This window comes from Desulfosporosinus hippei DSM 8344, from assembly GCF_900100785.1.
In the GTDB taxonomy this organism is placed as follows: Bacteria; Bacillota; Desulfitobacteriia; order Desulfitobacteriales; family Desulfitobacteriaceae; genus Desulfosporosinus; species Desulfosporosinus hippei.
The window spans coordinates 69413-88602 of the sequence record NZ_FNCP01000021.1 but is presented as its reverse complement, the minus strand read 5'-3'; the positions used below and the strand labels follow the sequence as shown (position 1 = coordinate 88602).

The window sequence follows — 19190 nt, the reverse complement described above, 5'->3', positions numbered from 1 at the left end:
TCAACTAATTCATCTGAACAATTTGGAGTCAATTATCAAGGAACGTTCGGGTTCGTTTTGTAACCTGAACCCTATATTTATCTTACAAGGAGTGAACTCATTGCATGGAGAGGCGGTGAAGCCCACAAGTTGACCTGGGGAAGCGCAGCCACGGTTCACTTCAGGTACTACCCGGTGGTTTGGCACGAAAGTGTCCGGTGGACATTTTCGCTAAAGCGGCTATCTCCAAAGAATACTTATCCGCTGAAAATCGCTCCCAGGTCAACGCGTGGGCCAGCCTCGGAATGCTGAGTGACGAAGACACTGCTGCAAGAAGGTTTAACCCGTGCGAAGACAGTGTCTTCGTCGCACGAATTAGCTTTCTTGCACGGATGTGGACGAAGCCGCCCTGCCCCGAGCGACCCTATTTTCATCCTCTGCCGGTGCCCCATAGCCCAATTCAACTTGTTGACGACGACTAAGCAAAAAAAATATTGAGCCTAAGAGAACCTTCGATTATAATAAGTTAGTGTTAATTACTAAAGATAACATATTAGTGATGAGTTGAGCTTCTAACTAATTCTCGTAAGAGACACAGATAAATGAAGGGCAGGTTGAAATCGTGCGAAAAGTAAGTACTCCTGTAATAACAATAATAGTCATAGCCATTTGTTTATTCTTGGCCGGCTGTTCTCAGGCTCAGAATAAAAGTGATCCTGCTGTCGCCACCACTTCAACAGATCTTTTAAAGGCCGATTGGGATGAGGTGGCAAGCCAGGCTAAAGGACAAACAGTTAACATGTATATGTGGGGTGGAAGCGAATCAATCAACCGTTACATGGATGAATGGGTTGCCCCCCGGTTAAAAGAGGATTACGAAGTTACCTTGCAGCGTGTGCCGGTTAATGATATTAACGACACTGTCAATAAGCTGCTTGCCGAAAAGCAAGTCAACAAAAAAGAGGGCAGTGTGGATCTGATCTGGATTAACGGTGAAAATTTTAAGAATGCTAAGGAACAGGATTTGCTCTGGGGTTCTTTCGATAAGCAGCTGCCTAATTTTAATCAATATATTGATGCTAATGCCCCGGATATTAAAGATGATTTCGGTTTACCTACGGAAGGCTTTGAAGCACCCTGGGGTAAAGCTCAGTTTGTCTTTATTTACGATTCCAATAAAATTAAGAATCCTCCAACTTCCATGACTCAGCTCGCTGCTTGGGTTAAGCAAAACCCAGGCAAGTTTACTTATCCTGCTCCTCCCGATTTTACAGGAAGCGCTTTTGTACGGCAGGCCTTATATGAAACGACAGGTGGTTATCAGCATTATATGAAACCCCTGGACTCGGATAGCCTTACCCCAAAACTCTCCCCTCTCTGGGATTACCTGAACTCCATGGAGACTTCTTTATGGAGAGAAGGAAAAACTTATCCGGAAAGCTTAGCCAAACTAGATCAGCTTTATGCTAATGGCGAGGTCTGGATGACTATGGGGTACGACCCGGCCCGGGCATCTAATGAGATTAAGAAGGGAACCTTCCCGGCGTCCACCCGCACTTTTGTCCTTGAAGCAGGTACCCTGGCTAATACCCATTATCTATCCATCCCTTTTAACTCCACCCATCAAGCGGGGGCAATGGTGGCCATCAATTTTATGCTTTCTCCTGATGCCCAAATTGCCAAATTCGACCCGCTTAATTGGGGGGAAGATATGTCCTTGGATCTTCAGAAACTATCTCCGGAAGACCAAAAACGAGTTTCTGAGATCGACCGAGGGATTGCTACTTTGCCGGCAGGAGAATTGGCCAGTCATCGCCTCCCTGAATTACCCAGCGCCTATGTAGATGTTCTTGACAATGGTTGGCTGGAATATGTGGCGAAATAGTAAGCCCTATTGGTTGGTTCTTCCTACGGTGAGCGTGATTGTGATCTTGTTTTTTGGTGGTCTGCTTGAGGGGCTGGCCCACAGTTTGGGATACTTTCCGGCTGCGGGTCAATTGGATTTTTCTGCGCGGGCCTATCATAAATTATTAAGCTCAAAGGATTTTTGGCTGTCCCTTTGGCTCACCTTAAGGATTTCCTTATTAGCCACTCTTTTCTCGGGGATTCTTGGTATGGGAATCTCCCTTTTCTTTTTGAGAAATCAGCAGAGAAAATCGCGGATTAGCCTCTGGCTCCAGGGCTTGATGAATCTCCCTTTGGTCATTCCGCATTTTGTGGGAGCCTATATTATTGTGCTTTTGTTCATGCAAAGTGGTTATCTGGCGCGCATACTTTATGGATTCGGTTTAATTCAGCAGTTTGAAGCTTTTCCTGTGTTAACCAATGATCCAAGAGGGTGGGGGATTATCTTAGCCTATACCTGGAAGGAAGCCCCTTTTATTGCCTTGATGATCTATCCGGTATTAAAGAACATTTATTCTAACTGGCTGGAAGTAGCCAAAGTCTATGGTGCCAAACCTTGGCAGTTTTTTATAGAAGTAGTGGTTCCCCTCCTTTTGCCGGCCTGGACTTCAAGTTGTTTCATAGTGTTTGCTTTTACCTTTTCGGCCTTTGAAGTACCCTATTTGTTGGGGGTTACCTACCCCCAGATGCTGCCGGTATTATCCTATACCCTCTATACCAATGGTGGGTGGGAACGAATGCCTGAAGCTATGGCGATCAACGTAGTTTTGACCCTTATCACGGGGGTTTTAGGGATCATGGCTTACAAACTCAGTCGCCGATGGGGAATGCCGGGAGGGAGAAGTTGATGGAGAAGTTAACTATCAAAGGTCTTAGACATTACCTGGGTTTTCCGATGGGCCTGCTCCTGGCTTTAACCCTGGCGCTTCCGATTATCGCCTTACTGGTCAATAGTCTTTCCTTTGGCTGGCACTGGCCGGATCTATTTCCCCAAGCTATAACCAATAGGGCTTGGAGTTATGTTCTGTCAACAACTTCGGGAACTTATGCCTCCGTAGGACTTAGCCTAGAAATTGCTTTGATTGTAACACTCATAAACCTCGTTCTGGGAATGCCGGGTGCCTATGCCCTGGCTCGCTATAGCTTCAGAGGAAAGCTGCTGGTGGAGGGAATCGTCTATGCGCCGATTATCGTTCCCGCCTTTGTTTCGACCATGGGCATTCAGATGACCTTTCTCAGGCTGGGGTTAACCGAATCAGTTTTAGGTGTTATCCTAGCTCATTTAGCGCCGACCCTACCCTATATGGTCAGAGCCTTAATTATAAGCTTTCAGACCTTAGAGCCTTCCCTGGAAGATCAGGCCAGAACCTTAGGAGCCGGTTGGTGGCAGTGTTTTTGGCAGATCAGCTTACCCCATCTTGTTCCCGGCATAGTCGCTGGAGCAAGCTTAAGTATTCTTATCTCATTAAGCCAATATTTGATCACCTTCTTGATTGGAGGTGGCCAGGTGGTAACCTTGCCCTTACTCATGTTTCCTTTTATTAATGGGGGGGACTTGGCTATCGGAAGTGCTTACTCCATCCTTTTTTCAGGGATGGCTGGTCTGGCCCTTTATGCTATGAGTTGGGTGCTAAAACATTATTACGGAAAAAGACTGGATTTTCATATCTAAATAGGAATTTACAGAAAGAGTCCCAACAAAACTGAAAAAAGAACAACTACAACTGCTTGGCAAAGGTAGGGAACCCCATCCACTGAGCAGGCTCTATAGATAGCTTAAGGAGCAAGACATGAATCATCTTTATTTAAAGGGAATCGAAAAAGGTTATTACCACTCCGACTCAGATTCTTTTGAGTTGAATATACCCCAATTGACCATTCAAGAGGGAGAGCTTTTCGCCTTGCTGGGCCCTTCCGGCTGCGGGAAGACGACTCTGCTCAAGGTGGTTGCCGGCTTGCTGGAACCGGATAGGGGAGAGGTCTTGCTTGGTGATCAAACTATCAGTAAGATCCCGACAGAAAAAAGGGGTTTGGGGATGGTTTTTCAACAAGCATTGCTTTTCCCCCATATGACGGTTGAAGCTAACGTTGCTTTTGGCTTAAAAATGAAAGGAATCTCTAAAGGGGTTCGTCTGGAAAAGGCCAAGTCAATGCTTAAAGCAGTCGGACTTTCCGGTTTTGGAGATCGCTTTCCTGCCGAGCTAAGCGGAGGGCAGCAACAGCGTGTATCTTTGGCCAGAGCACTGGTGACCTGCCCCCAGGTGCTTTTACTGGATGAACCCTTTAGTTCCCTTGATCCGGAACTGCGGGAGGAGATGCGGGATTTGCTCAAAGGATTACAACAAGACTATAAGTTAACGACCTTGTTGGTAACCCATGATGTCAACGAAGCTTTCGTTCTGGCTGATAAGATCGGAATTATGAAGCAGGGGCGAATAATGCAAATTGATCAACCTCAGATACTCTATGAAAACCCCAATAGCCCAGAGATCGCTTTGTTTTTAGGGGCTAGAAATGTTATCTATGGGCAACTATCCCAAGGGGTATTCCGAACAGGTTCTTTTAAATTAGCAGTTCCGGGAAAAGAGGAATTCTACCAACAGTCGGGTTGGATCGTGCTTCGTTCCGAGAATTTGAAATTATGCCCTGTCCCGGCAAGCACTGAATTCAGTCAGATAAATAGGGATTTAATTCTGAGGGGCAGCGTCGTAAAATCTGTTTTTTCTCAAGGGTCTTATCATGTGACGGTTCAGATAGAATCACAATCAGTAAACCTTAGCTTTCCGGCAGATCAGAGCTCAAAGCCAGGTTTAGGAGAAGCTCTTGAGTTAACCTACGACCCACAGTCATTAGTTTTTATCCCGGAATACTGACCTAAAGGAGATCATTATGCTTGATACACATGCCAGAAGATATATACAACCGATTATTGATCTGACTGCAGATTTTCTTGATCGTTTAAAGATCACGGCCAATCAGGTGACTATAGCGGCTTTTGTGATGGGAGTTTTTTCAGGAGTTACAATTCTGTTTGAACAACCGGTTTTAGCAGTTACCTTGCTCTGGTTTTCCGGATTTTTAGATGCCGTCGATGGTTCAATTGCCCGGAAACATAACGCTGCCAGTCCTTGGGGAACCTTGATGGATATTACCTTCGATAGACTTGTCGAGCTTTCAGTTATCTTAGGACTGGCCTGGTGTTATCCCGGAGTTCGGTTTTTGCTGCTTCTGTTAACCGCGGGAATCATTTTTTCTATGACTGTTTTCTTAACCGTTGGTGCCTTGGTGGAAAAAAAGGGGATTAAATCATTTTACTATCAGGCTGGACTGGCGGAGCGAACTGAAGGGTTTATATTTCTTTCTCTGATGACCTTATTTCCCGGCTGGATCAACATCTTTACAAGCCTATTCATTCTTGCGGTAACTTTCACTGCCCTGCAAAGACTGTGGGAGGCAAAGAGAATATTATAACTATAACTGAATGGGATAACATCTTCTCATGATCATAATAAAAAAATTATTTGAATAGATCATAACTAAGTTATATAATAATCACTGTTGTGGTTATTGGGGGATTTAAGGAGGTGAAGAATTGTCAATAAATAAGAAAAAAATTACAGCTCTACTGATTGCGGTCTTATCCTTAATCTTCATAGGATTGTATTTATTAATCCCTTCCCTGTCAGAGCAACTGAATAAGTCAGTAAATCTTCTTTCCCGTGCCGACATTAATGGTATGAGAGACTATTTAAGGGGTTTTGGTATTTGGGCACCGATTGTTTCCATGGCTCTCATGGTGTTTCAAGCCCTAGCGGCTCCCTTGCCGGCATTTGTAATCACTTTCGCTAATGCCTGGATTTTCGGTTGGGTTATGGGTGCCCTTTACTCTTGGACGGGAGCGATGATCGGGGCCTCACTTTGTTACGTCATTGCCAAAGCATTTGGTCGTCCTGTCATTGAGAGAATGGTTGGCAAAAAGAGTTTGGAGACAACGGATAGGTTTTTTGAAAAGTATGGTAAACATTCCGTGATGATTGCCCGCTTATTACCGATTGTTCCCTTTGATATTATCTCTTATGCTGCAGGCTTGACGACCATGGGTTTTTGGGAGTTTTTCTGGGCTACAGGCTTGGGTCAATTGCCGGCGACCATCGTTTATTCTTGGCTGGGAGAGAATATGTCTCCCACGGCCAAATACTCACTCTGGGCTCTTTGTGGTTTTATGATACTCTTAATTGTCAGTCTAGCCATTAAGAAACGGTTTGATCAAAAGCTCACAGGAGATAAACATGCTTAATAAAAACTTGAAGCTGTTGCTCAAAGTGCTGTTCTCCTTGGCTCTCATCGGTTGGTTTATTAAAGCCTTTGATTGGGCTCAGATTGTCGGAATGCTTGCCGGGGTGAAACTTAGCTGGCTGGCAGTCGCTGTAGGGTGGATCCTTTTGGCTATGGTTGTCAGTACGGTTAAGTGGCATGTCATTACTGCAGCCCTAGGGCTTAAACTCAGTTATCGAGAGTTGTGGCGGGCCTATTGGGTGGGAATATTTTTTAACAACTTTTTGCCTTCCAGTATTGGCGGCGACGGGCTGCGGATACTTTGGGCAGCAAAACTAAGCGGAGATTCTCCCGGTGCCACATCTTCTGTTGTCATCGAACGGATTTTAGCCACGACAGGGCTGGCTCTTTTAGGATTACTGGGGTGTATGTTTGTTGACAATCCCAATCAGAAATTGATTTGCCTATTTTCTTTGCTAATTGTCCTGACGGCTGGGTTATTAGCTTTGGTAATTGGCGGGAGGGCTCCGAGATTTATAGTAGCCAGCCAAAATAAGTTTGCTGTATTTCTTGTCGGAATGACCAAGCATGGTGTGAGAGCCAAAGAAAATCCTCTCTCCCTGGTCAATGCCTTAGTCTGGTCTTTTGTTTTTCAAGTCTGCATTGTTGGTACAAATTACGCCTTGTTTCAGAGCCTTTCCCTGAGCATGGTGGATGTCTTACAGTCAGTTTATGTCATACCGGCAACCTCAGTAGCATCTATGCTGCCTTTAGGTATTAATGGCTATGGTCTGAGAGAGGGTGCCTATGTTATGCTGTTAACTCCTTTTGGAGTGCCTAAGGCGGGAGCTTTTAGCGCTTCGGTTTTGTTTGCTTTCTTAGTCAGCGCTTGCAGCCTTTGGGGCGGTTGGCTCTGGTTTACCGCCAGAGAAAAGAAGCAAATCTTTAATTCAGAATCAACAACAATTTAAACTAATCTAATTAACGAGGAGAGATTTGCAAGATGAAATTCATGTCAAACAAAACACTAAAAATGAGTAAGGTTTTATTATCAGTGGTTCTTTCAGTAGGTATTATCGCCTCCCTTAGTGGCTGTGGTTCAAATGAATCAGCCAAAAATTCTGCTACGCCCCCGGCGGATTCCGCTGGTTCCAACTTAATAGTGAGCCAAACGAATCCGATTGTTATTGATAAAGAGGCTAAAACAGTCAAGGTCTACACAGAAGTGAATGGCAAGTACTTTGTTGAACCAACCCGTCACGGTGTCGTATTTAAAGATGGTTCAAACGGCTCAAAATCTGTGCTAAAAGCTTGGGGAAATCAAAACGACTTCTATAACGGCTTAGTCGATATCGGTGCCAAACCGGGGAACAACTTAAAGCTTGATTCCGTTGGAGTGGCCGTCGAAGGTGATCCCCTGGATGTCTCCATCACCTGGGCAGGAGCAGGAAAAGAAATTCCTTTTGGAGATGGGATTCTTGATTCAACGAAAAAAGGCTTTGATTTCCGTTTTGGTGGCAACCAAGAAAATGCTAAAGCTAAAAACACGGGCTGTATTCTCTGCTTAGATAGTTGTCCCGTGGGTATTACCAGTAATGCTGCTCATCCAACGAAAGATTTTGACAACAAAATAGCTGAATTTAAAGGAAACCAAGAGGTTCTGCCAGCGGATGGAACGCCTGTAGTTGTGACCTTTAAGCTTAAATAGGTGAGATATACACTATGAATACTAAACAAAGGAAATGGTTAAATGTCCTGGGCTCAGGACTGGTAGGATTTAATTTTGGCTTTGTGGCTGCCCTTCTCCTCGCCCAATGGACTTGGCTGGAGCTTAGGTTTAACACTGGCCTGGCAATTCTGGTGGGAGTAGGGATCGGCATAGGCATTGGCTTGCTTAGAACGATTAAACGCCCTTTAGCTGTGGCGAGTATCTCCCTGCTGGCTATGCTTATCTCGCTGTTAGGTATTGGCGATGCCCAAATTTCGTCGCTCAAAATCCTAACGGGGTACACCATCAGGGAAGGGCTCTTAATGCCTGATATATCTTTGCAAGTTGCTAATCTTATCTTTAGCCTCTTAACATTAGGGAGTATTTTAGTTGCTATAGTCCTTAAACGTAAAATTTCGGGATAGAACCTCCCGCTACTAAGCAATTATTCTACAAATGTTTGGGGATTTTTTCCGGAGAGAGAGAACTGAGTGATGGGGGAGGGGACATGAAAGAAATAAACGTTCCGACAATTAGGGTACAAGGATTAAGCGGGCCGGATATAGCTAGAGAAGCCATGCAGCGTGGTCTAAACTGTTGTGAATCCGTATTAACCGCCGCTAATGAAGTATGGAATCTTAAGCTAAGCTCAGACATGTTTTTTGCAGCTAAACTATTTAAAGAAGGAATGGGCAATGGCTGTACCTGTGGGGCACTTGTGGGAATAGTTCTGGCCTCCGGAGTTATTCGAGAAAGATATGGCTTACCCGAGGATGAAGACCTGGCTAAGCGGTTACACTCAAGTTTTAAACAAGAGTACAAGTCTTCATGTTGTGCAGTATTGCGAAAAAAGCAATCGTTTTTTGATCGAATCAGCAAAAAGGGTTGTATTCGAGTGACCGAGGGTGCAACTGCCATACTCGTTAAAGAGTGGGAGAACTTGCAGCCGTTAAACGAAAAAATAACTTAATTTTTATACTAGAAACAAATACCTCCCGAGGCCTTAGCCACGGGAGGTATTTCTTATTTACTTGGCAACGTCATATTTAGCTTCTTGCCAGGTTGTGATGCCACCTGGTAGTCTATATACCTCGCTAAAGCCCTGTTGTTTAGCGAGAACTGCTCCCACGTCACTTCTGGCACAAGCAACGTATCCACAGTAGACAACAATGGTTTTACTCTTATCTTCTCCCAGCAGCTTGATAAAAGCTGCTTTTTGCTCATTGGTAGCATCAGCAAGTGTGGTCTTAGGAAGCTCCGCATTGACGGCACCGGGGATATGTCCTTTCGCAAAGCTGTCTGCAGGCATCGTATCAATAATTATCAGGGCTTTCTTTTCATTAACCCATTTGTTCAAGTCCTCAGTAGAAATAAGTTTATAGCCGCCGGCTTGAGTATCTTTCATGAACTTCATAGTAGCTTTTTCAATAGCGATTTCACTTCCATCAGGTGCCGTGCCTACCTTGCTGGCAGTTGGGGAGCATCCCGTAAAAGCAAAGATTGAGAGAATAAGTACAATCATTAATCCAAGGGATTTCCGTTTCATCAAATAACCTCCTCTTTTTTGACAAGTCTCTTTCCTAGTACATTATATATAAGGTGTTAACAAATTCCAATATGTTATTCAATATTTATTATGAGTTATTATAACCAATATAGAATGTATTTGGTGATTTCCTTCAGAATAACTGAGCACTGAAGGCTTCACTTCTGTTTTACGACCTGATTGTAGCAGTATAAGCGTCATCGTGTTGTATTGCTCTGATTCATGATTCCCCTAAACTTACAGCAAATCTATTAGTACTTTTTCATGCGGCTGGCATCCAGCCATTGTTTTGACGGCATATTTGGCAATTCTTTCCGATTGGACACTGTTATTAATTAAAAGTTAATAGTACGCTGCTCCTTTCGACATGCTTCACTTCTTAAGCATGAGATAATTATCAAGATCAGAATAGAAGGAGTGTAGAATAGAATGAGCAAAAAGATAGTTGCCTTAATCCTTATTTTATGTAGCTGTATTATGTTTGGTAGACCGGGATATGCAGTTGCAATTGAGCAGGATTCAGGCGCTGAAGAATCAGAAAGAGCCGAAGTGGACAGGCTGTCTGGGCTAACAAAATTTGAGACTGCTAAGATAATCTCTGAATATTATTGCGTGGGTAAAGCTAAGAACGTAATACTCTCAACGGGCAATGATTTTGCTGATGCATTATCTGCAAGTGTCTTAGCTCACGAGAAGGAGGCCCCTATACTCTTAGTTGATTCTGCAGTGGAAAAATCAAAAGATGCCTTTGAGTTCTGCACAGAACATCTTGATAAAAGTGGCACGGTTTATCTAATTGGCGGTACCGGAATTATCGGCGAAGAATTCGAGGTTAAACTTAATGATCTTGGATTTACGAACGTGATCAGAATTGCTGGACTGGACAGATATGATACATCTTATCAGATTGCCTGTTCCCTTGATAAGCTAATGTCCACAGTGGTTATAACCTCCGGCGAACAATATGCCGATGCCTTAAGTATATCTAGCTTTGCGGCAAATAAAGGATGGCCGATTCTTTTATCCCCCCATGGTGAACTGCCTCAAGGGATAAAGACATTCCTGCAAGAAAACAAACCTTTGCAAGTATACATAGCTGGGGGAGCAGGGGTGATCTCTGATAATGTCAAATCGGAAATAGCAAGTATCCTGCCACAAGCGAGTATCCAACGATTGATGGGAGAAACCAGGTTTGATACAAATGTGGCTATTGCAGAAACCTTCGCACCAAATCCTTCAACCATCTACCTAGCAACTGGGTACGGGTTTGCCGATGCTCTAGCTGGGAGTATCGTGGCAGCCAAGTCAGGAAATCCAATTATATTTATCGACCCTTCGGTCCCCACATTGCCTAAACCTACTGCGAGTTACTTTGCGAAACGTTATGCAAATATCCAAAACCCAAGGCTGGTCGCTTTTGGCGGCAGCGGAGTTGTGAAGGATGAGATAATAAAAAGTTCAAAAGACTTGATTTGGGGTGCTGCCAGAGAGACGAGTATCCATTCTATAAATGATATCTCTGCTGCCGTTACTCAAAAAGAAGAGTACTCTTTGCCAACTACCCTTCAAGCCAGGCTATACAACAGTGAAGTTATTGAGGTGCCTGTTCAGTGGAATCCTAAGTTCGTGGATACTGGCAAAATAGGATTGCTAATCTATGCGGGAATTGTCGATGGCTATAGTAAAAACATTAAACTTAATCTTACGGTCAAAGAACCGGTGTCAATCCCAATTGCCCAATACACGACTTATTTTAATGCTAGTCATCTAAATCGAACAGAGAACCTTCGCCTCGCTGCCAAGGCTCTCGATGGGAAACTATTAGCACCGGGAGAAGGTTTTTCGTTTAACAAAAGTGTTGGTGAGCGGACAGTCCAAGCCGGTTATAAAGAGGCTATGGTTATCGTGGGAGATGCTTTCGTCCCGGGGCTTGGCGGCGGAGTATGTCAAGTATCCTCGACACTTTATAATGCCGTTACTCTAGCCAATTTGCAAATTGTTGAAAGGCACCCTCATTCTCTCCCCGTAGATTATGTTCCTTCCGGTCAGGATGCAACGGTTAGTTATCCAATCCTCGATTTTAAATTTAGAAACAGTAGAAAGGTTCCTATTCTGATTCGTAGTATCGTTGCTGAAAACTCCCTAACCTTTCAACTTTATGAAAAGAGCGAAAAATAATACAAATCGGCCGTTTAATGCGGCCGATTTGCTGTTTAAGATTATCCGGTTTGTGCCTCGCCCATAATGATTCTATAGTATTTATTTAGTTCTTCATCGAGATTCTGACTTAACTTAATAACGGAGGGATCGGAAATGCTTTTACCTTGCCTCACAGTGTAGCAGAGTTCTTTGCGCAGATCCTCAATAGTCGCCAGTAAAATCTTCAAATCTTTTGATATTTTCATCCCCTCCTCTTTTAAGGAGATAATAGCAGAAATTGGATGGGGAAAGTGTGATTCAAATCTCAATTTAGCTGTGTTAATTTCATCAGAGTTGATTCTCTTAAGCTGGCATATATTAACTAATTCCTTTCAAATAGTTTTTAGTTATTTAGCAAAAGCTAAGCGGAAAGCATTGAAAGGAGCTAGTAACATGAAAGCACTCGATAATTTCAATAGGGTTGCAAAGTATATGAATGTCAGCAGAAATATGAAAGATTCTATCCCGATTGGTTTCTTAAGTGGTCTGGTGGGAACTATTGCTATGGATCTAAGCAACATAATCTTTAAGAAATCCGGGGTCAGCGAAAAGACATATGCTCAATATGCGGGATCTGTTCTGATGAGACCGTTTAGACTAATATTTAAAGAAAATCTAATTTTCGGAGAGATACTACACCTGATTACAGGCTCAATTATGGGTATTCCGCTATTTGCAGTTCTGAAGAAAACCGGGAAGGATAATTATCTTTTTAAGGGAGCAGTTTATGGTACATTTACTTGGGAACTTCTCTATTCATTTGGGTTAAGATATGGAGTTTTCAGAACAAAGGCCTATTCTGCGAGAACCCACATGACTACACTAATTGACAACCTTGTATATGGCGTTTCTTCTGCGGCAACTATGGTTTTTCTCACGGATAAGGCAGTTTTTCCAAATGCCAGTAAAAAGCAAATCAGGGCTAAACAAGAAACCGAAATGTCTCAGAGTAGCATTGATCCCAGTGATGAACTTTTAGATGATTATGAAAATGAAGTGAGGTTTCATTAAATGGTTGTAGCTGCTGAAGCTACCCGAAAAATTTCCTTGCTAAATGAAATCAGATACCTCAAGTGAGGTATCTGATTTCATTTAGCCGATATCTTTTGCCAATCTCTAACCCCAGTGTCCTCAATGATTCCCAAGGTAACATCTGTAACATCCTCGGACGCTAACAATAAATCTCGTATTTTCAGCTTAATATCATCTGCTTGGGCCAGAGTTAAGCCGGGAACTAGTTCAATGTAGCTTTCGACGTGATAAAAACGTCCCTCCTGAAGGATGCGCATTTTATTAATATCTGTTACTTCCGGTACTGAAAAGATAATTTGAGATACTTTGTCTTCTACCTCTTTTGGAGCGGACACACCAATGAGTCCAACCATGTTGTCGTAGCCGACTCGGAAGGCTACGCCCCCCATCATCAGCCCAATGATAATGGCGGCAATACCATCCATGACTTTAATTGGAGTAAAGTGGGAGACAAGAATTGCCACTAAAGCCAGTATGGCCCCGGATGTGGCGACCAGGTCTTCATAAAAAACCAGACGAGTTGCAGGAGAGGCACGATTTACATTTTTAAGAGCATTGGCGATTATGCCGAATCCGTTTCCTTCAGTTCGAGTTTCTTTAAGAATCTCATGCATTGCTTTAAATAAGACATATCCGTCAATGGCGATTGAAACTCCCAGACTAAGAACAATAAGCCATAGGCCCCCAATCGACACGGGATTACGAATCAAACGAACTCCTTCAAGAATGGTTTCATAGGCCAGGATAGTAATGATAATTACCGCACCCATACAAAATACATTAATGACCCGGCCGAAACCGGATGGAAAGCGGGTAGTCGGCTTTCGCTCGGCTAGAATGCTGCCGATAAAAACAAATAATTGGTTAACTGCGTCTGCTCCCGTATGCATCGCTTCGGCAAACATCGCCCCACTGCCGCTTAAGAAGGCAGCTATTCCTTTGAAAACTACCAAGAAGAGGTTGCCTAATACAGCGTATAAGGAGGAGGCGTTGCCCTTTTTAATGAGTTCCAATAGTTTCATTATAAAATCCTCACCATTCAATGCTTTTCGCATTATCTTCCCATAAAGTTGAAAGGTTTATTCTTAAAGTCGTGACAGAGAAGAATAAGCGAACATACCTTATAATAATTCGATTCAAAGTATTGAAAGCGGTGATCTTATTGAAGTTATATCTGGCCTTGGGGGATTCAATAACTGCAGGGTATGGAGTTGAAAGTCCCTTTTCCTTTCCTATGGTATACGCAAGTTTCCTGCGCAGGCATAACCCGGACTTAAAACTCCTTAATCTTGGCCTAAACGGTTTGACAACAAGTGGTTTGCTTAATCAATTGCGTACTAATCCCACCCTGAGAACATCGATTAGGCATGCCTTCTTAATTACCCTAACTATCGGTTCTAACGATCTGCTCCGGCTTATTGGCAATCCCAATCAACCTATAAAGACATCTCAGTTGCCCATTATTCAGAGAACTATGAGCAGAACTCTTATGCAAATCGGACAAGAAATTCGGAGTCTCAATCCATATGCAATTATAAAAGTAGCGACCCTCTATAATCCCTTGCCGGCAGGACCCTATGCCAATTATTACTCCCTCGTTCAAGGCATTATCGACACTGCTAATGCTATGATTGTGATGTGGGCAAAAAGTTATGGATTTATTGTTGTGAATTTAGATCGTGAGATTAAGGGCAAAGAACTAATATTTATCGGCAGGGATCATGCACATCCCAGCGCGGCAGGTTATCAGATGATTGCTAAGGCCTTTGCACGATACTAATTATTCACTGAGATAGATTATCGAAACGTTTTGACGAAAAATAGAAATAGAGGCTTGCTAATCCAAAAATTAGCGCGCCAATCAATATCGCGAATAAGAAACGACTAGGGTGCTTAGATATCTGCCAAAAGTCATGCCCTATCCAAGATTCCCAAACAATCATCGGGATTTTTCCGAGAAGCGAGGCAAGTAAAAACTTTGGAAAAGTCATTAAGGATAACCCTGCAGCATAGTTGACTGCAGCTGAGGGTAGAATGGGAATTAGTCGGGAAATTAGGATAATGGAAAAGCTATTTCCTTCAATTAAGTTAGCCCATTTTCCCAGCCTCGCAATCTTTGGCTGGGCCCATTCTTGTCCCAGATTACGGGATAAATAAAAACCCAATGAGGCCCCCAGCAAACTTCCTACCAAGGAGAGGAGAAAACCGTTAATCCAACCAAAAATGAGGGTGTTCCCCCCGGCAATTAAGGCAAAGGGTACTATAGGAAAGAGCGCCAGAAGCATTAATATGAATAGATCCACAAAGATACTAATCCATCCCCATTGGGTAATAAGCTCCTGAAAAGCAGAGGGATTTTGGAGTTTAGGATACAGTAAAACCACAAATGTTAAGGAGACTACCAGAGTAAAGAATGAAAAAACTTTCTTGGTCAAGAGTTCACCTTCCTTAAATAAACGGCATGCTATCAAAGGCATGCCGCTGTCTACTCAATATGGTGTTAATTTCGCGAAGTGTCCGTGGCACTATCGAAGGTACTATTGTTGTGCACATGTTACTGGGGCCTGGCAGGTGATGTTTTCAGGCGGACGAGCTTACCATGTTTGATAAGGTGAAGAGAGGTGTATCTCTCAGAGGGAGGAAGCTGTTTCTTGAATTTACAGCGAAATTCTTGAATCGAGGCCATCTTATCGGCAAACATAACGAGAAAAGCTTCTTTACTGCGCGGTAGGCGGAGAGTAAGAGGCCACATATGACTTAAAATGATGTCCTTTTCTTTTTCGCTGAGTTCAAAACACCGTTCTGCATTCTGACAGGCAATTCTTGGATGACGAAAACCATGCCATCGCGATCCATCCGGTCTGAGTTTATGCCAATCGTACAAGAAAAAGTCGTGAAGGAGGGCTCCCCGAGTGACAGCACATGTATCAAGATTTACTTTATCTTCAAGTCGGATGGACCAATTATAAGCTATTTGGGCAACCCGGAGAGAGTGCTCAAGAGTTGTAAAGGGCCTATGGTGGGTAAACTGCCCTAACTGCTGATATTCCTCGTGGTTTAAAATGTCCTCCACATGCTTAGATAGACTCAATGATTTCACCCTCCTAATCAAGTGAGTGAGTATCCCTTTCCTCATCGGGATTGTAGAATTTATTACGCTGAAGTTTTAGAAAGTGTTCCAAAGCTTCTTGCTTAGCATAGAGTAAGGTCATCGTCTCATGTAAAGTGTGGCGCATTTTTGGATAGGTATGCAAGAGTCGATAAAAGGGAGAACAGGCTATATGAAAGGTCGGCAGCTCCAATCGATCATAATGTTCATGGAAGGCAGTAACAAAGTGTTCTAAACGACGAAGCAACAAAGAGGAGTCAATTAAATCCCAAATAACATAGGCAGACATGATAAGCGCAAAAACAGTACGCACTGGAGCGGGAGTGAGTTGGAGTTGCAGTTGAACTGTTGGATTAATAATATTGTAAAACACAAGTCCTAATCCACCCCAGAGTAAGCTGAAGGGAAGCGCTATTCGTCCGTGCAGATTTAAAGGAGTAGAGTGATAATCCCAAAGCTGTAAGTGATAGAAACGTTCAAAGAACCAACCCGCCACATATTCCAGCAGAGTCGATAAAAAGACAAACCAGACATATTGCCAGGGCCAGGAGACGTTGCCTAATAGCGCTGAAGTCCAAATGACCAAAGTTGCAAATAATCCATAAATCGGGAGGAATGGTCCTCTAAGAAACCCAGGATTCACAAGCCTGCCTTGGATGGAGGAACGATAGATGGTTTCCGTGACCCAGCCGGCAAAAGCATAAATGGAAAAAGTAAGTATATAATTTGTCAGCATAGTCACCCTTTCAGAGTTACTAAACAACCTTATGAGGAATTAAGGTTATACTATAGTTTACTGCATATAGGTTTCTTTGTAAATTTAGATAAATTTATATATGTAATAATATGGATTTATTAAGTTGTAAATGTGTACTGAGTAAGTATCAATCTTTAAGACAAGAGCCCTAATGATAGTTTAAGTGGAGAACATTTTCAACAATATAATCAAGTCCTTTAGCAGGGCTGGGGAGTTGAAAACCTAAAGTTTGCAATACAACTATGATAAAAGAGATTGATAGAAGAGCTGAAAACACCACCAATTCTCGCCAATATTTGTTTCTGATCAAACTAGGGACTTCAAAAAGGATAACCCCGCTGAAAGCGCAAACTATTAGAAATAGCATCGTTAATTAGTTCCTTCCTTTGTTTCTAGGTAACTTGCGCAGTTTCGCTACAATTAAGGACATGAAGGGCAGGACAATATAAAAATACAGGCTGACAATGGGAGTGATATACATGATCGAATGGCTAACTTGCATTCTGGATTCATAGGATAAAAGAGATAATATAATACTTAGGATACCAATCGGGACAACGAGTGGTACATAAGTGCGTAGTTTGGATATATGGGCTAGTCCTAACACCGTTGCGTAATAAAAAACACAAGAAATGATAAACAGCAAGAGTATTTCAGCCATTGCTACAAGTATTTCTAACCGTGTTAATATTTTTCCAATATTGATCAAGCGAACTGCCTCAAGTGAAGGAGAGGTAACTATCCCGCTAAGGGGGCCCAGGGCGGCGATATTGCGGATTGAACTTACTAAAATTACCATTCCCCCACTTAGCATCCCTAATAAGATTGGAGTTTTAGAAGGGCCTTGCTTGTTGACATAGGGAATAACCATTAAAAAGACCAGTACTTGAGAAAATGAAATATGCATAATAATATGGGTGCTCTGAAATAAGTCCCCCGGGGGAGATTCAAAAAGGGGCAACAAGTTTGTAAACTCCATATCTTTGAGCAGCAGGGCAAAAGTGATGAAGACAATTGATGCTGGGATAACAGAAAAAACTACACTCATTCTGGTGATTACTTCAATACCTTGACGAACTGCCCAGGCACATATGAAGGAAAACATGATCATAATGGAGCTGATCGGAGTTTCCGGCATAATAAATGTCAGTACAAAGTCACTAATAAACCAAAGATAGCCGGACAGAGTCATTAGAAAGAAAAGGATATATTGTAAAGAGATGAACTTGCCCAGATAGGGGCCATAAATAAGATCGTTAATTTGAACTAAGTTCTGGCCGGGAAATAAACCGGCTAGTGAAATATAGACCAAAGCTATTACTGAGCCAATAATCATAGCCGCTATCACAGCCAGCCAAGTATCATGCTTAGAAATTGGGTAGGCAAAGTTTAAAGGCAAGAGTGCTCCCTGGATAAAACAATTGACCAAGAAAAATAATTGAGCACTGGAAATTTGTCCTTTTTCAAGTATCATTAAAAGTTTTTACTCCTTTGCTGGTGTTGCCGGTCGCCCGATCATTCCGGATCTGCGTATTTTGGCTTCGACGATAATTTCTACTTCAAGATTGGAGAAGATTTCATCCCAATCATCTTTCATCTTCGTCCATTCCTTTAGGTGCCTCTGGTGAAATACCTCTCCAAATCCGAAGATATCAGCCTTTAGTTTTTGGGATTTTTTCAAAGCTGATTCTACTTCCTCTAAGATAGCTTTTTCTACTTGCTTCTTTAACTTTTCAATTGCATCAGGGGCCACTAAGTTAGCATCGCAAGATTGATCGCCAATATTTCCTTCTTCTTCGATTTCAATGGTGATTGAGGGCTTACCGTCTTCTATTTGAGAGGTGATTTTGCCTTTGGAGCGGGTGATTTCTAAACTCACTGTTCCTGAGCAGTCTGGACACTTGACATCAATGATTCCACTCTTTACCTTATCAATTGTCCATAACAGTCCTCGTGTCTCCTCTTTGGTAAGTTGACCAATCAATTTGTCCTTTTTAAAGACAGCAGTACCTTCTACAGACAACTCGCTGTTAGCCCCTTTCCCTTCTATTTTTATAATCGGTGCGACAGGAGCTGTTGTGGGGCTCATTAAACGGGTGACAAACTCGTTTAGTTGAGTGACACATGTTTGAGAGTTTGCGGACTGGGATTCCATTAATTCGGAGATGCCGACGGAAGGGATTTTCTCCAGCTTTAGTTGGAAATCCAAGATATCACTGGCGTTGTCATCGGCGACGAGCATATACACCTCCAGACGAGTTTCCTGATCTCGAACAAAGAAATCCAGGTATTCTAGGACTCCCTCTTCAGCTAGAGAATGACCAAAGATTATAACCTGATTATGAGGCCAATATAATTTACGGCTTGATTTATGGGTAAAACCTCGAACTGTTGCAAACATACTTTCCCCGGTGTTTTGGAGATTCCAATAAGCACTAGAACCTCCGCCACCGCCTGAACTATCTGCCTCAGAACTACCTGAGTTAAGCTCGGAAGTTTTGATCAATTGGGCAGTGACCTCCAATTTGCCGGAATCCACATTCTTATCCATACCAACCCCCATGACAATTCCTAAACTTGGCAATTCACGACGATTCCAACAACCGCTAGTACCTAAAGAAAGAATTAAGATTGTTGTCAGTAGGGCTGCTGCTTTCTTTACACTTTTCATCAATACTCC

General features: G+C 42.8%; 22 protein-coding genes. 13 read left to right on the top strand and 9 right to left on the bottom strand.

Going from position 1 to position 19190, the window contains the following annotated elements:
- Window positions 1-160: 160 nt before the first annotated feature.
- The gene (locus tag BLS16_RS24060) at window positions 161-304 is read right to left on the bottom strand and encodes a hypothetical protein (RefSeq protein WP_207649768.1); all 144 of its coding nucleotides are present in this window, start codon (window positions 302-304) and stop codon (window positions 161-163) included.
- A 297-nt stretch (window positions 305-601) separates the two neighbouring features.
- Here BLS16_RS24060 and BLS16_RS16625 point away from each other — a divergent pair, with 297 nt between their 5' ends.
- From BLS16_RS16625 to BLS16_RS16580, 10 genes are all read left to right on the top strand, one after another.
- Window positions 602-1864, top strand: a complete 1263-nt coding sequence (locus BLS16_RS16625; RefSeq protein WP_092334794.1) for an ABC transporter substrate-binding protein — start codon at window positions 602-604, stop codon at window positions 1862-1864.
- Complete coding sequence (locus tag BLS16_RS16620; RefSeq protein WP_092334793.1) at window positions 1851-2732, top strand: ABC transporter permease; 882 nt, start codon at window positions 1851-1853, stop codon at window positions 2730-2732. Before BLS16_RS16625 ends, BLS16_RS16620 begins: the two co-directional genes overlap by 14 nt.
- Window positions 2732-3556 (top strand): ABC transporter permease, encoded by an 825-nt coding sequence (locus BLS16_RS16615; RefSeq protein ID WP_092334792.1) that lies wholly within the window; start codon window positions 2732-2734, stop codon window positions 3554-3556. The genes BLS16_RS16620 and BLS16_RS16615 overlap by 1 nt, the downstream gene beginning before the upstream one ends.
- Before the next feature lie 118 nt (window positions 3557-3674).
- Entirely contained in the window at window positions 3675-4757 is a 1083-nt protein-coding gene (locus BLS16_RS16610; protein ID WP_092334791.1) for an ABC transporter ATP-binding protein, read from the top strand.
- Between the two features lie 16 nt (window positions 4758-4773).
- Window positions 4774-5355, top strand: coding sequence for a CDP-alcohol phosphatidyltransferase family protein (locus BLS16_RS16605; protein WP_092334790.1), 582 nt, complete (start codon window positions 4774-4776; stop codon window positions 5353-5355).
- A 127-nt stretch (window positions 5356-5482) separates the two neighbouring features.
- The gene (locus BLS16_RS16600) at window positions 5483-6181 is read left to right on the top strand and encodes a TVP38/TMEM64 family protein (protein WP_427846383.1); all 699 of its coding nucleotides are present in this window, start codon (window positions 5483-5485) and stop codon (window positions 6179-6181) included.
- Window positions 6174-7130, top strand: a complete 957-nt coding sequence (locus BLS16_RS16595; protein WP_092334788.1) for a lysylphosphatidylglycerol synthase transmembrane domain-containing protein — start codon at window positions 6174-6176, stop codon at window positions 7128-7130. Before BLS16_RS16600 ends, BLS16_RS16595 begins: the two co-directional genes overlap by 8 nt.
- Window positions 7131-7171: 41 nt before the next feature.
- Window positions 7172-7867 (top strand): YdjY domain-containing protein, encoded by a 696-nt coding sequence (locus BLS16_RS16590; RefSeq protein WP_242876339.1) that lies wholly within the window; start codon window positions 7172-7174, stop codon window positions 7865-7867.
- Window positions 7868-7881: 14 nt separating this feature from the next.
- Window positions 7882-8292: a hypothetical protein gene (locus BLS16_RS16585; protein ID WP_092334786.1), complete on the top strand. Its 411-nt coding sequence runs from the start codon at window positions 7882-7884 to the stop codon at window positions 8290-8292.
- Between the two features lie 83 nt (window positions 8293-8375).
- Complete coding sequence (locus BLS16_RS16580; RefSeq protein WP_092334785.1) at window positions 8376-8837, top strand: C-GCAxxG-C-C family protein; 462 nt, start codon at window positions 8376-8378, stop codon at window positions 8835-8837.
- Between the two features lie 57 nt (window positions 8838-8894).
- Here BLS16_RS16580 and BLS16_RS16575 read toward each other — a convergent pair whose 3' ends face one another.
- On the bottom strand, window positions 8895-9413 hold the full coding sequence (locus tag BLS16_RS16575) for a rhodanese-like domain-containing protein (protein WP_092334784.1): 519 nt from the start codon (window positions 9411-9413) through the stop codon (window positions 8895-8897).
- A 429-nt stretch (window positions 9414-9842) separates the two neighbouring features.
- On the opposite strand from BLS16_RS16575, the gene BLS16_RS16570 reads away from it, so the two are divergent.
- The gene (locus tag BLS16_RS16570; RefSeq protein WP_092334783.1) at window positions 9843-11591 is read left to right on the top strand and encodes a cell wall-binding repeat-containing protein; all 1749 of its coding nucleotides are present in this window, start codon (window positions 9843-9845) and stop codon (window positions 11589-11591) included.
- Window positions 11592-11632: 41 nt separating this feature from the next.
- On the opposite strand, the gene BLS16_RS16565 is transcribed toward BLS16_RS16570, so the two are convergent.
- Window positions 11633-11818 carry an aspartyl-phosphate phosphatase Spo0E family protein gene (locus BLS16_RS16565; RefSeq protein WP_092334782.1) on the bottom strand — a complete coding sequence of 62 codons (186 nt, stop codon included), beginning with the start codon at window positions 11816-11818 and terminating at the stop codon, window positions 11633-11635.
- A gap of 187 nt (window positions 11819-12005) precedes the next feature.
- Here BLS16_RS16565 and BLS16_RS16560 point away from each other — a divergent pair, with 187 nt between their 5' ends.
- Window positions 12006-12623: a DUF6789 family protein gene (locus BLS16_RS16560; protein WP_092334781.1), complete on the top strand. Its 618-nt coding sequence runs from the start codon at window positions 12006-12008 to the stop codon at window positions 12621-12623.
- Between the two features lie 77 nt (window positions 12624-12700).
- Here BLS16_RS16560 and BLS16_RS16555 read toward each other — a convergent pair whose 3' ends face one another.
- Window positions 12701-13666 (bottom strand): cation diffusion facilitator family transporter, encoded by a 966-nt coding sequence (locus BLS16_RS16555; RefSeq protein ID WP_242876338.1) that lies wholly within the window; start codon window positions 13664-13666, stop codon window positions 12701-12703.
- 71 nt (window positions 13667-13737) lie between these two features.
- On the opposite strand from BLS16_RS16555, the gene BLS16_RS16550 reads away from it, so the two are divergent.
- Window positions 13738-14424 carry an SGNH/GDSL hydrolase family protein gene (locus BLS16_RS16550; protein WP_242876337.1) on the top strand — a complete coding sequence of 229 codons (687 nt, stop codon included), beginning with the start codon at window positions 13738-13740 and terminating at the stop codon, window positions 14422-14424.
- 4 nt (window positions 14425-14428) lie between these two features.
- On the opposite strand, the gene BLS16_RS16545 is transcribed toward BLS16_RS16550, so the two are convergent.
- From BLS16_RS16545 to BLS16_RS16520, 5 genes are all read right to left on the bottom strand, one after another.
- Window positions 14429-15079 carry a TVP38/TMEM64 family protein gene (locus BLS16_RS16545; RefSeq protein ID WP_176786208.1) on the bottom strand — a complete coding sequence of 217 codons (651 nt, stop codon included), beginning with the start codon at window positions 15077-15079 and terminating at the stop codon, window positions 14429-14431.
- 119 nt (window positions 15080-15198) lie between these two features.
- Window positions 15199-15735: an HD domain-containing protein gene (locus tag BLS16_RS16540; protein WP_092334778.1), complete on the bottom strand. Its 537-nt coding sequence runs from the start codon at window positions 15733-15735 to the stop codon at window positions 15199-15201.
- A gap of 13 nt (window positions 15736-15748) precedes the next feature.
- A complete protein-coding gene (locus tag BLS16_RS16535) occupies window positions 15749-16489 on the bottom strand; it encodes a putative ABC transporter permease (protein ID WP_092334777.1) in 741 nt (246 codons plus the stop codon).
- A gap of 394 nt (window positions 16490-16883) precedes the next feature.
- Window positions 16884-17984: a GerAB/ArcD/ProY family transporter gene (locus BLS16_RS16525; protein ID WP_092334775.1), complete on the bottom strand. Its 1101-nt coding sequence runs from the start codon at window positions 17982-17984 to the stop codon at window positions 16884-16886.
- A 9-nt stretch (window positions 17985-17993) separates the two neighbouring features.
- Entirely contained in the window at window positions 17994-19181 is a 1188-nt protein-coding gene (locus BLS16_RS16520; protein ID WP_092334774.1) for a Ger(x)C family spore germination protein, read from the bottom strand.
- Window positions 19182-19190: the final 9 nt, after the last annotated feature.

Excerpts from the sequence above, each read along its gene's own strand:
- BLS16_RS16620 (WP_092334793.1), top strand. The coding sequence starts at position 1,851 with ATGTGGCGAAATAGTAAGCCCTATTGGTTGGTTCTTCCTACGGTGAGC.
- BLS16_RS16615 (WP_092334792.1), top strand. The coding sequence starts at position 2,732 with ATGGAGAAGTTAACTATCAAAGGTCTTAGACATTACCTGGGTTTTCCG.
- BLS16_RS16610 (WP_092334791.1), top strand. The coding sequence starts at position 3,675 with ATGAATCATCTTTATTTAAAGGGAATCGAAAAAGGTTATTACCACTCC.
- BLS16_RS16605 (WP_092334790.1), top strand. The coding sequence starts at position 4,774 with ATGCTTGATACACATGCCAGAAGATATATACAACCGATTATTGATCTG.
- BLS16_RS16595 (WP_092334788.1), top strand. The coding sequence starts at position 6,174 with ATGCTTAATAAAAACTTGAAGCTGTTGCTCAAAGTGCTGTTCTCCTTG.
- BLS16_RS16590 (WP_242876339.1), top strand. The coding sequence starts at position 7,172 with ATGTCAAACAAAACACTAAAAATGAGTAAGGTTTTATTATCAGTGGTT.
- BLS16_RS16585 (WP_092334786.1), top strand. The coding sequence starts at position 7,882 with ATGAATACTAAACAAAGGAAATGGTTAAATGTCCTGGGCTCAGGACTG.
- BLS16_RS16580 (WP_092334785.1), top strand. The coding sequence starts at position 8,376 with ATGAAAGAAATAAACGTTCCGACAATTAGGGTACAAGGATTAAGCGGG.
- BLS16_RS16575 (WP_092334784.1), bottom strand. The coding sequence starts at position 9,413 with ATGAAACGGAAATCCCTTGGATTAATGATTGTACTTATTCTCTCAATC.
- BLS16_RS16570 (WP_092334783.1), top strand. The coding sequence starts at position 9,843 with ATGAGCAAAAAGATAGTTGCCTTAATCCTTATTTTATGTAGCTGTATT.
- BLS16_RS16565 (WP_092334782.1), bottom strand. The coding sequence starts at position 11,818 with ATGAAAATATCAAAAGATTTGAAGATTTTACTGGCGACTATTGAGGAT.
- BLS16_RS16560 (WP_092334781.1), top strand. The coding sequence starts at position 12,006 with ATGAAAGCACTCGATAATTTCAATAGGGTTGCAAAGTATATGAATGTC.
- BLS16_RS16555 (WP_242876338.1), bottom strand. The coding sequence starts at position 13,666 with ATGAAACTATTGGAACTCATTAAAAAGGGCAACGCCTCCTCCTTATAC.
- BLS16_RS16535 (WP_092334777.1), bottom strand. The coding sequence starts at position 16,489 with ATGCTGACAAATTATATACTTACTTTTTCCATTTATGCTTTTGCCGGC.
- BLS16_RS16525 (WP_092334775.1), bottom strand. The coding sequence starts at position 17,984 with ATGATACTTGAAAAAGGACAAATTTCCAGTGCTCAATTATTTTTCTTG.
- BLS16_RS16520 (WP_092334774.1), bottom strand. The coding sequence starts at position 19,181 with ATGAAAAGTGTAAAGAAAGCAGCAGCCCTACTGACAACAATCTTAATT.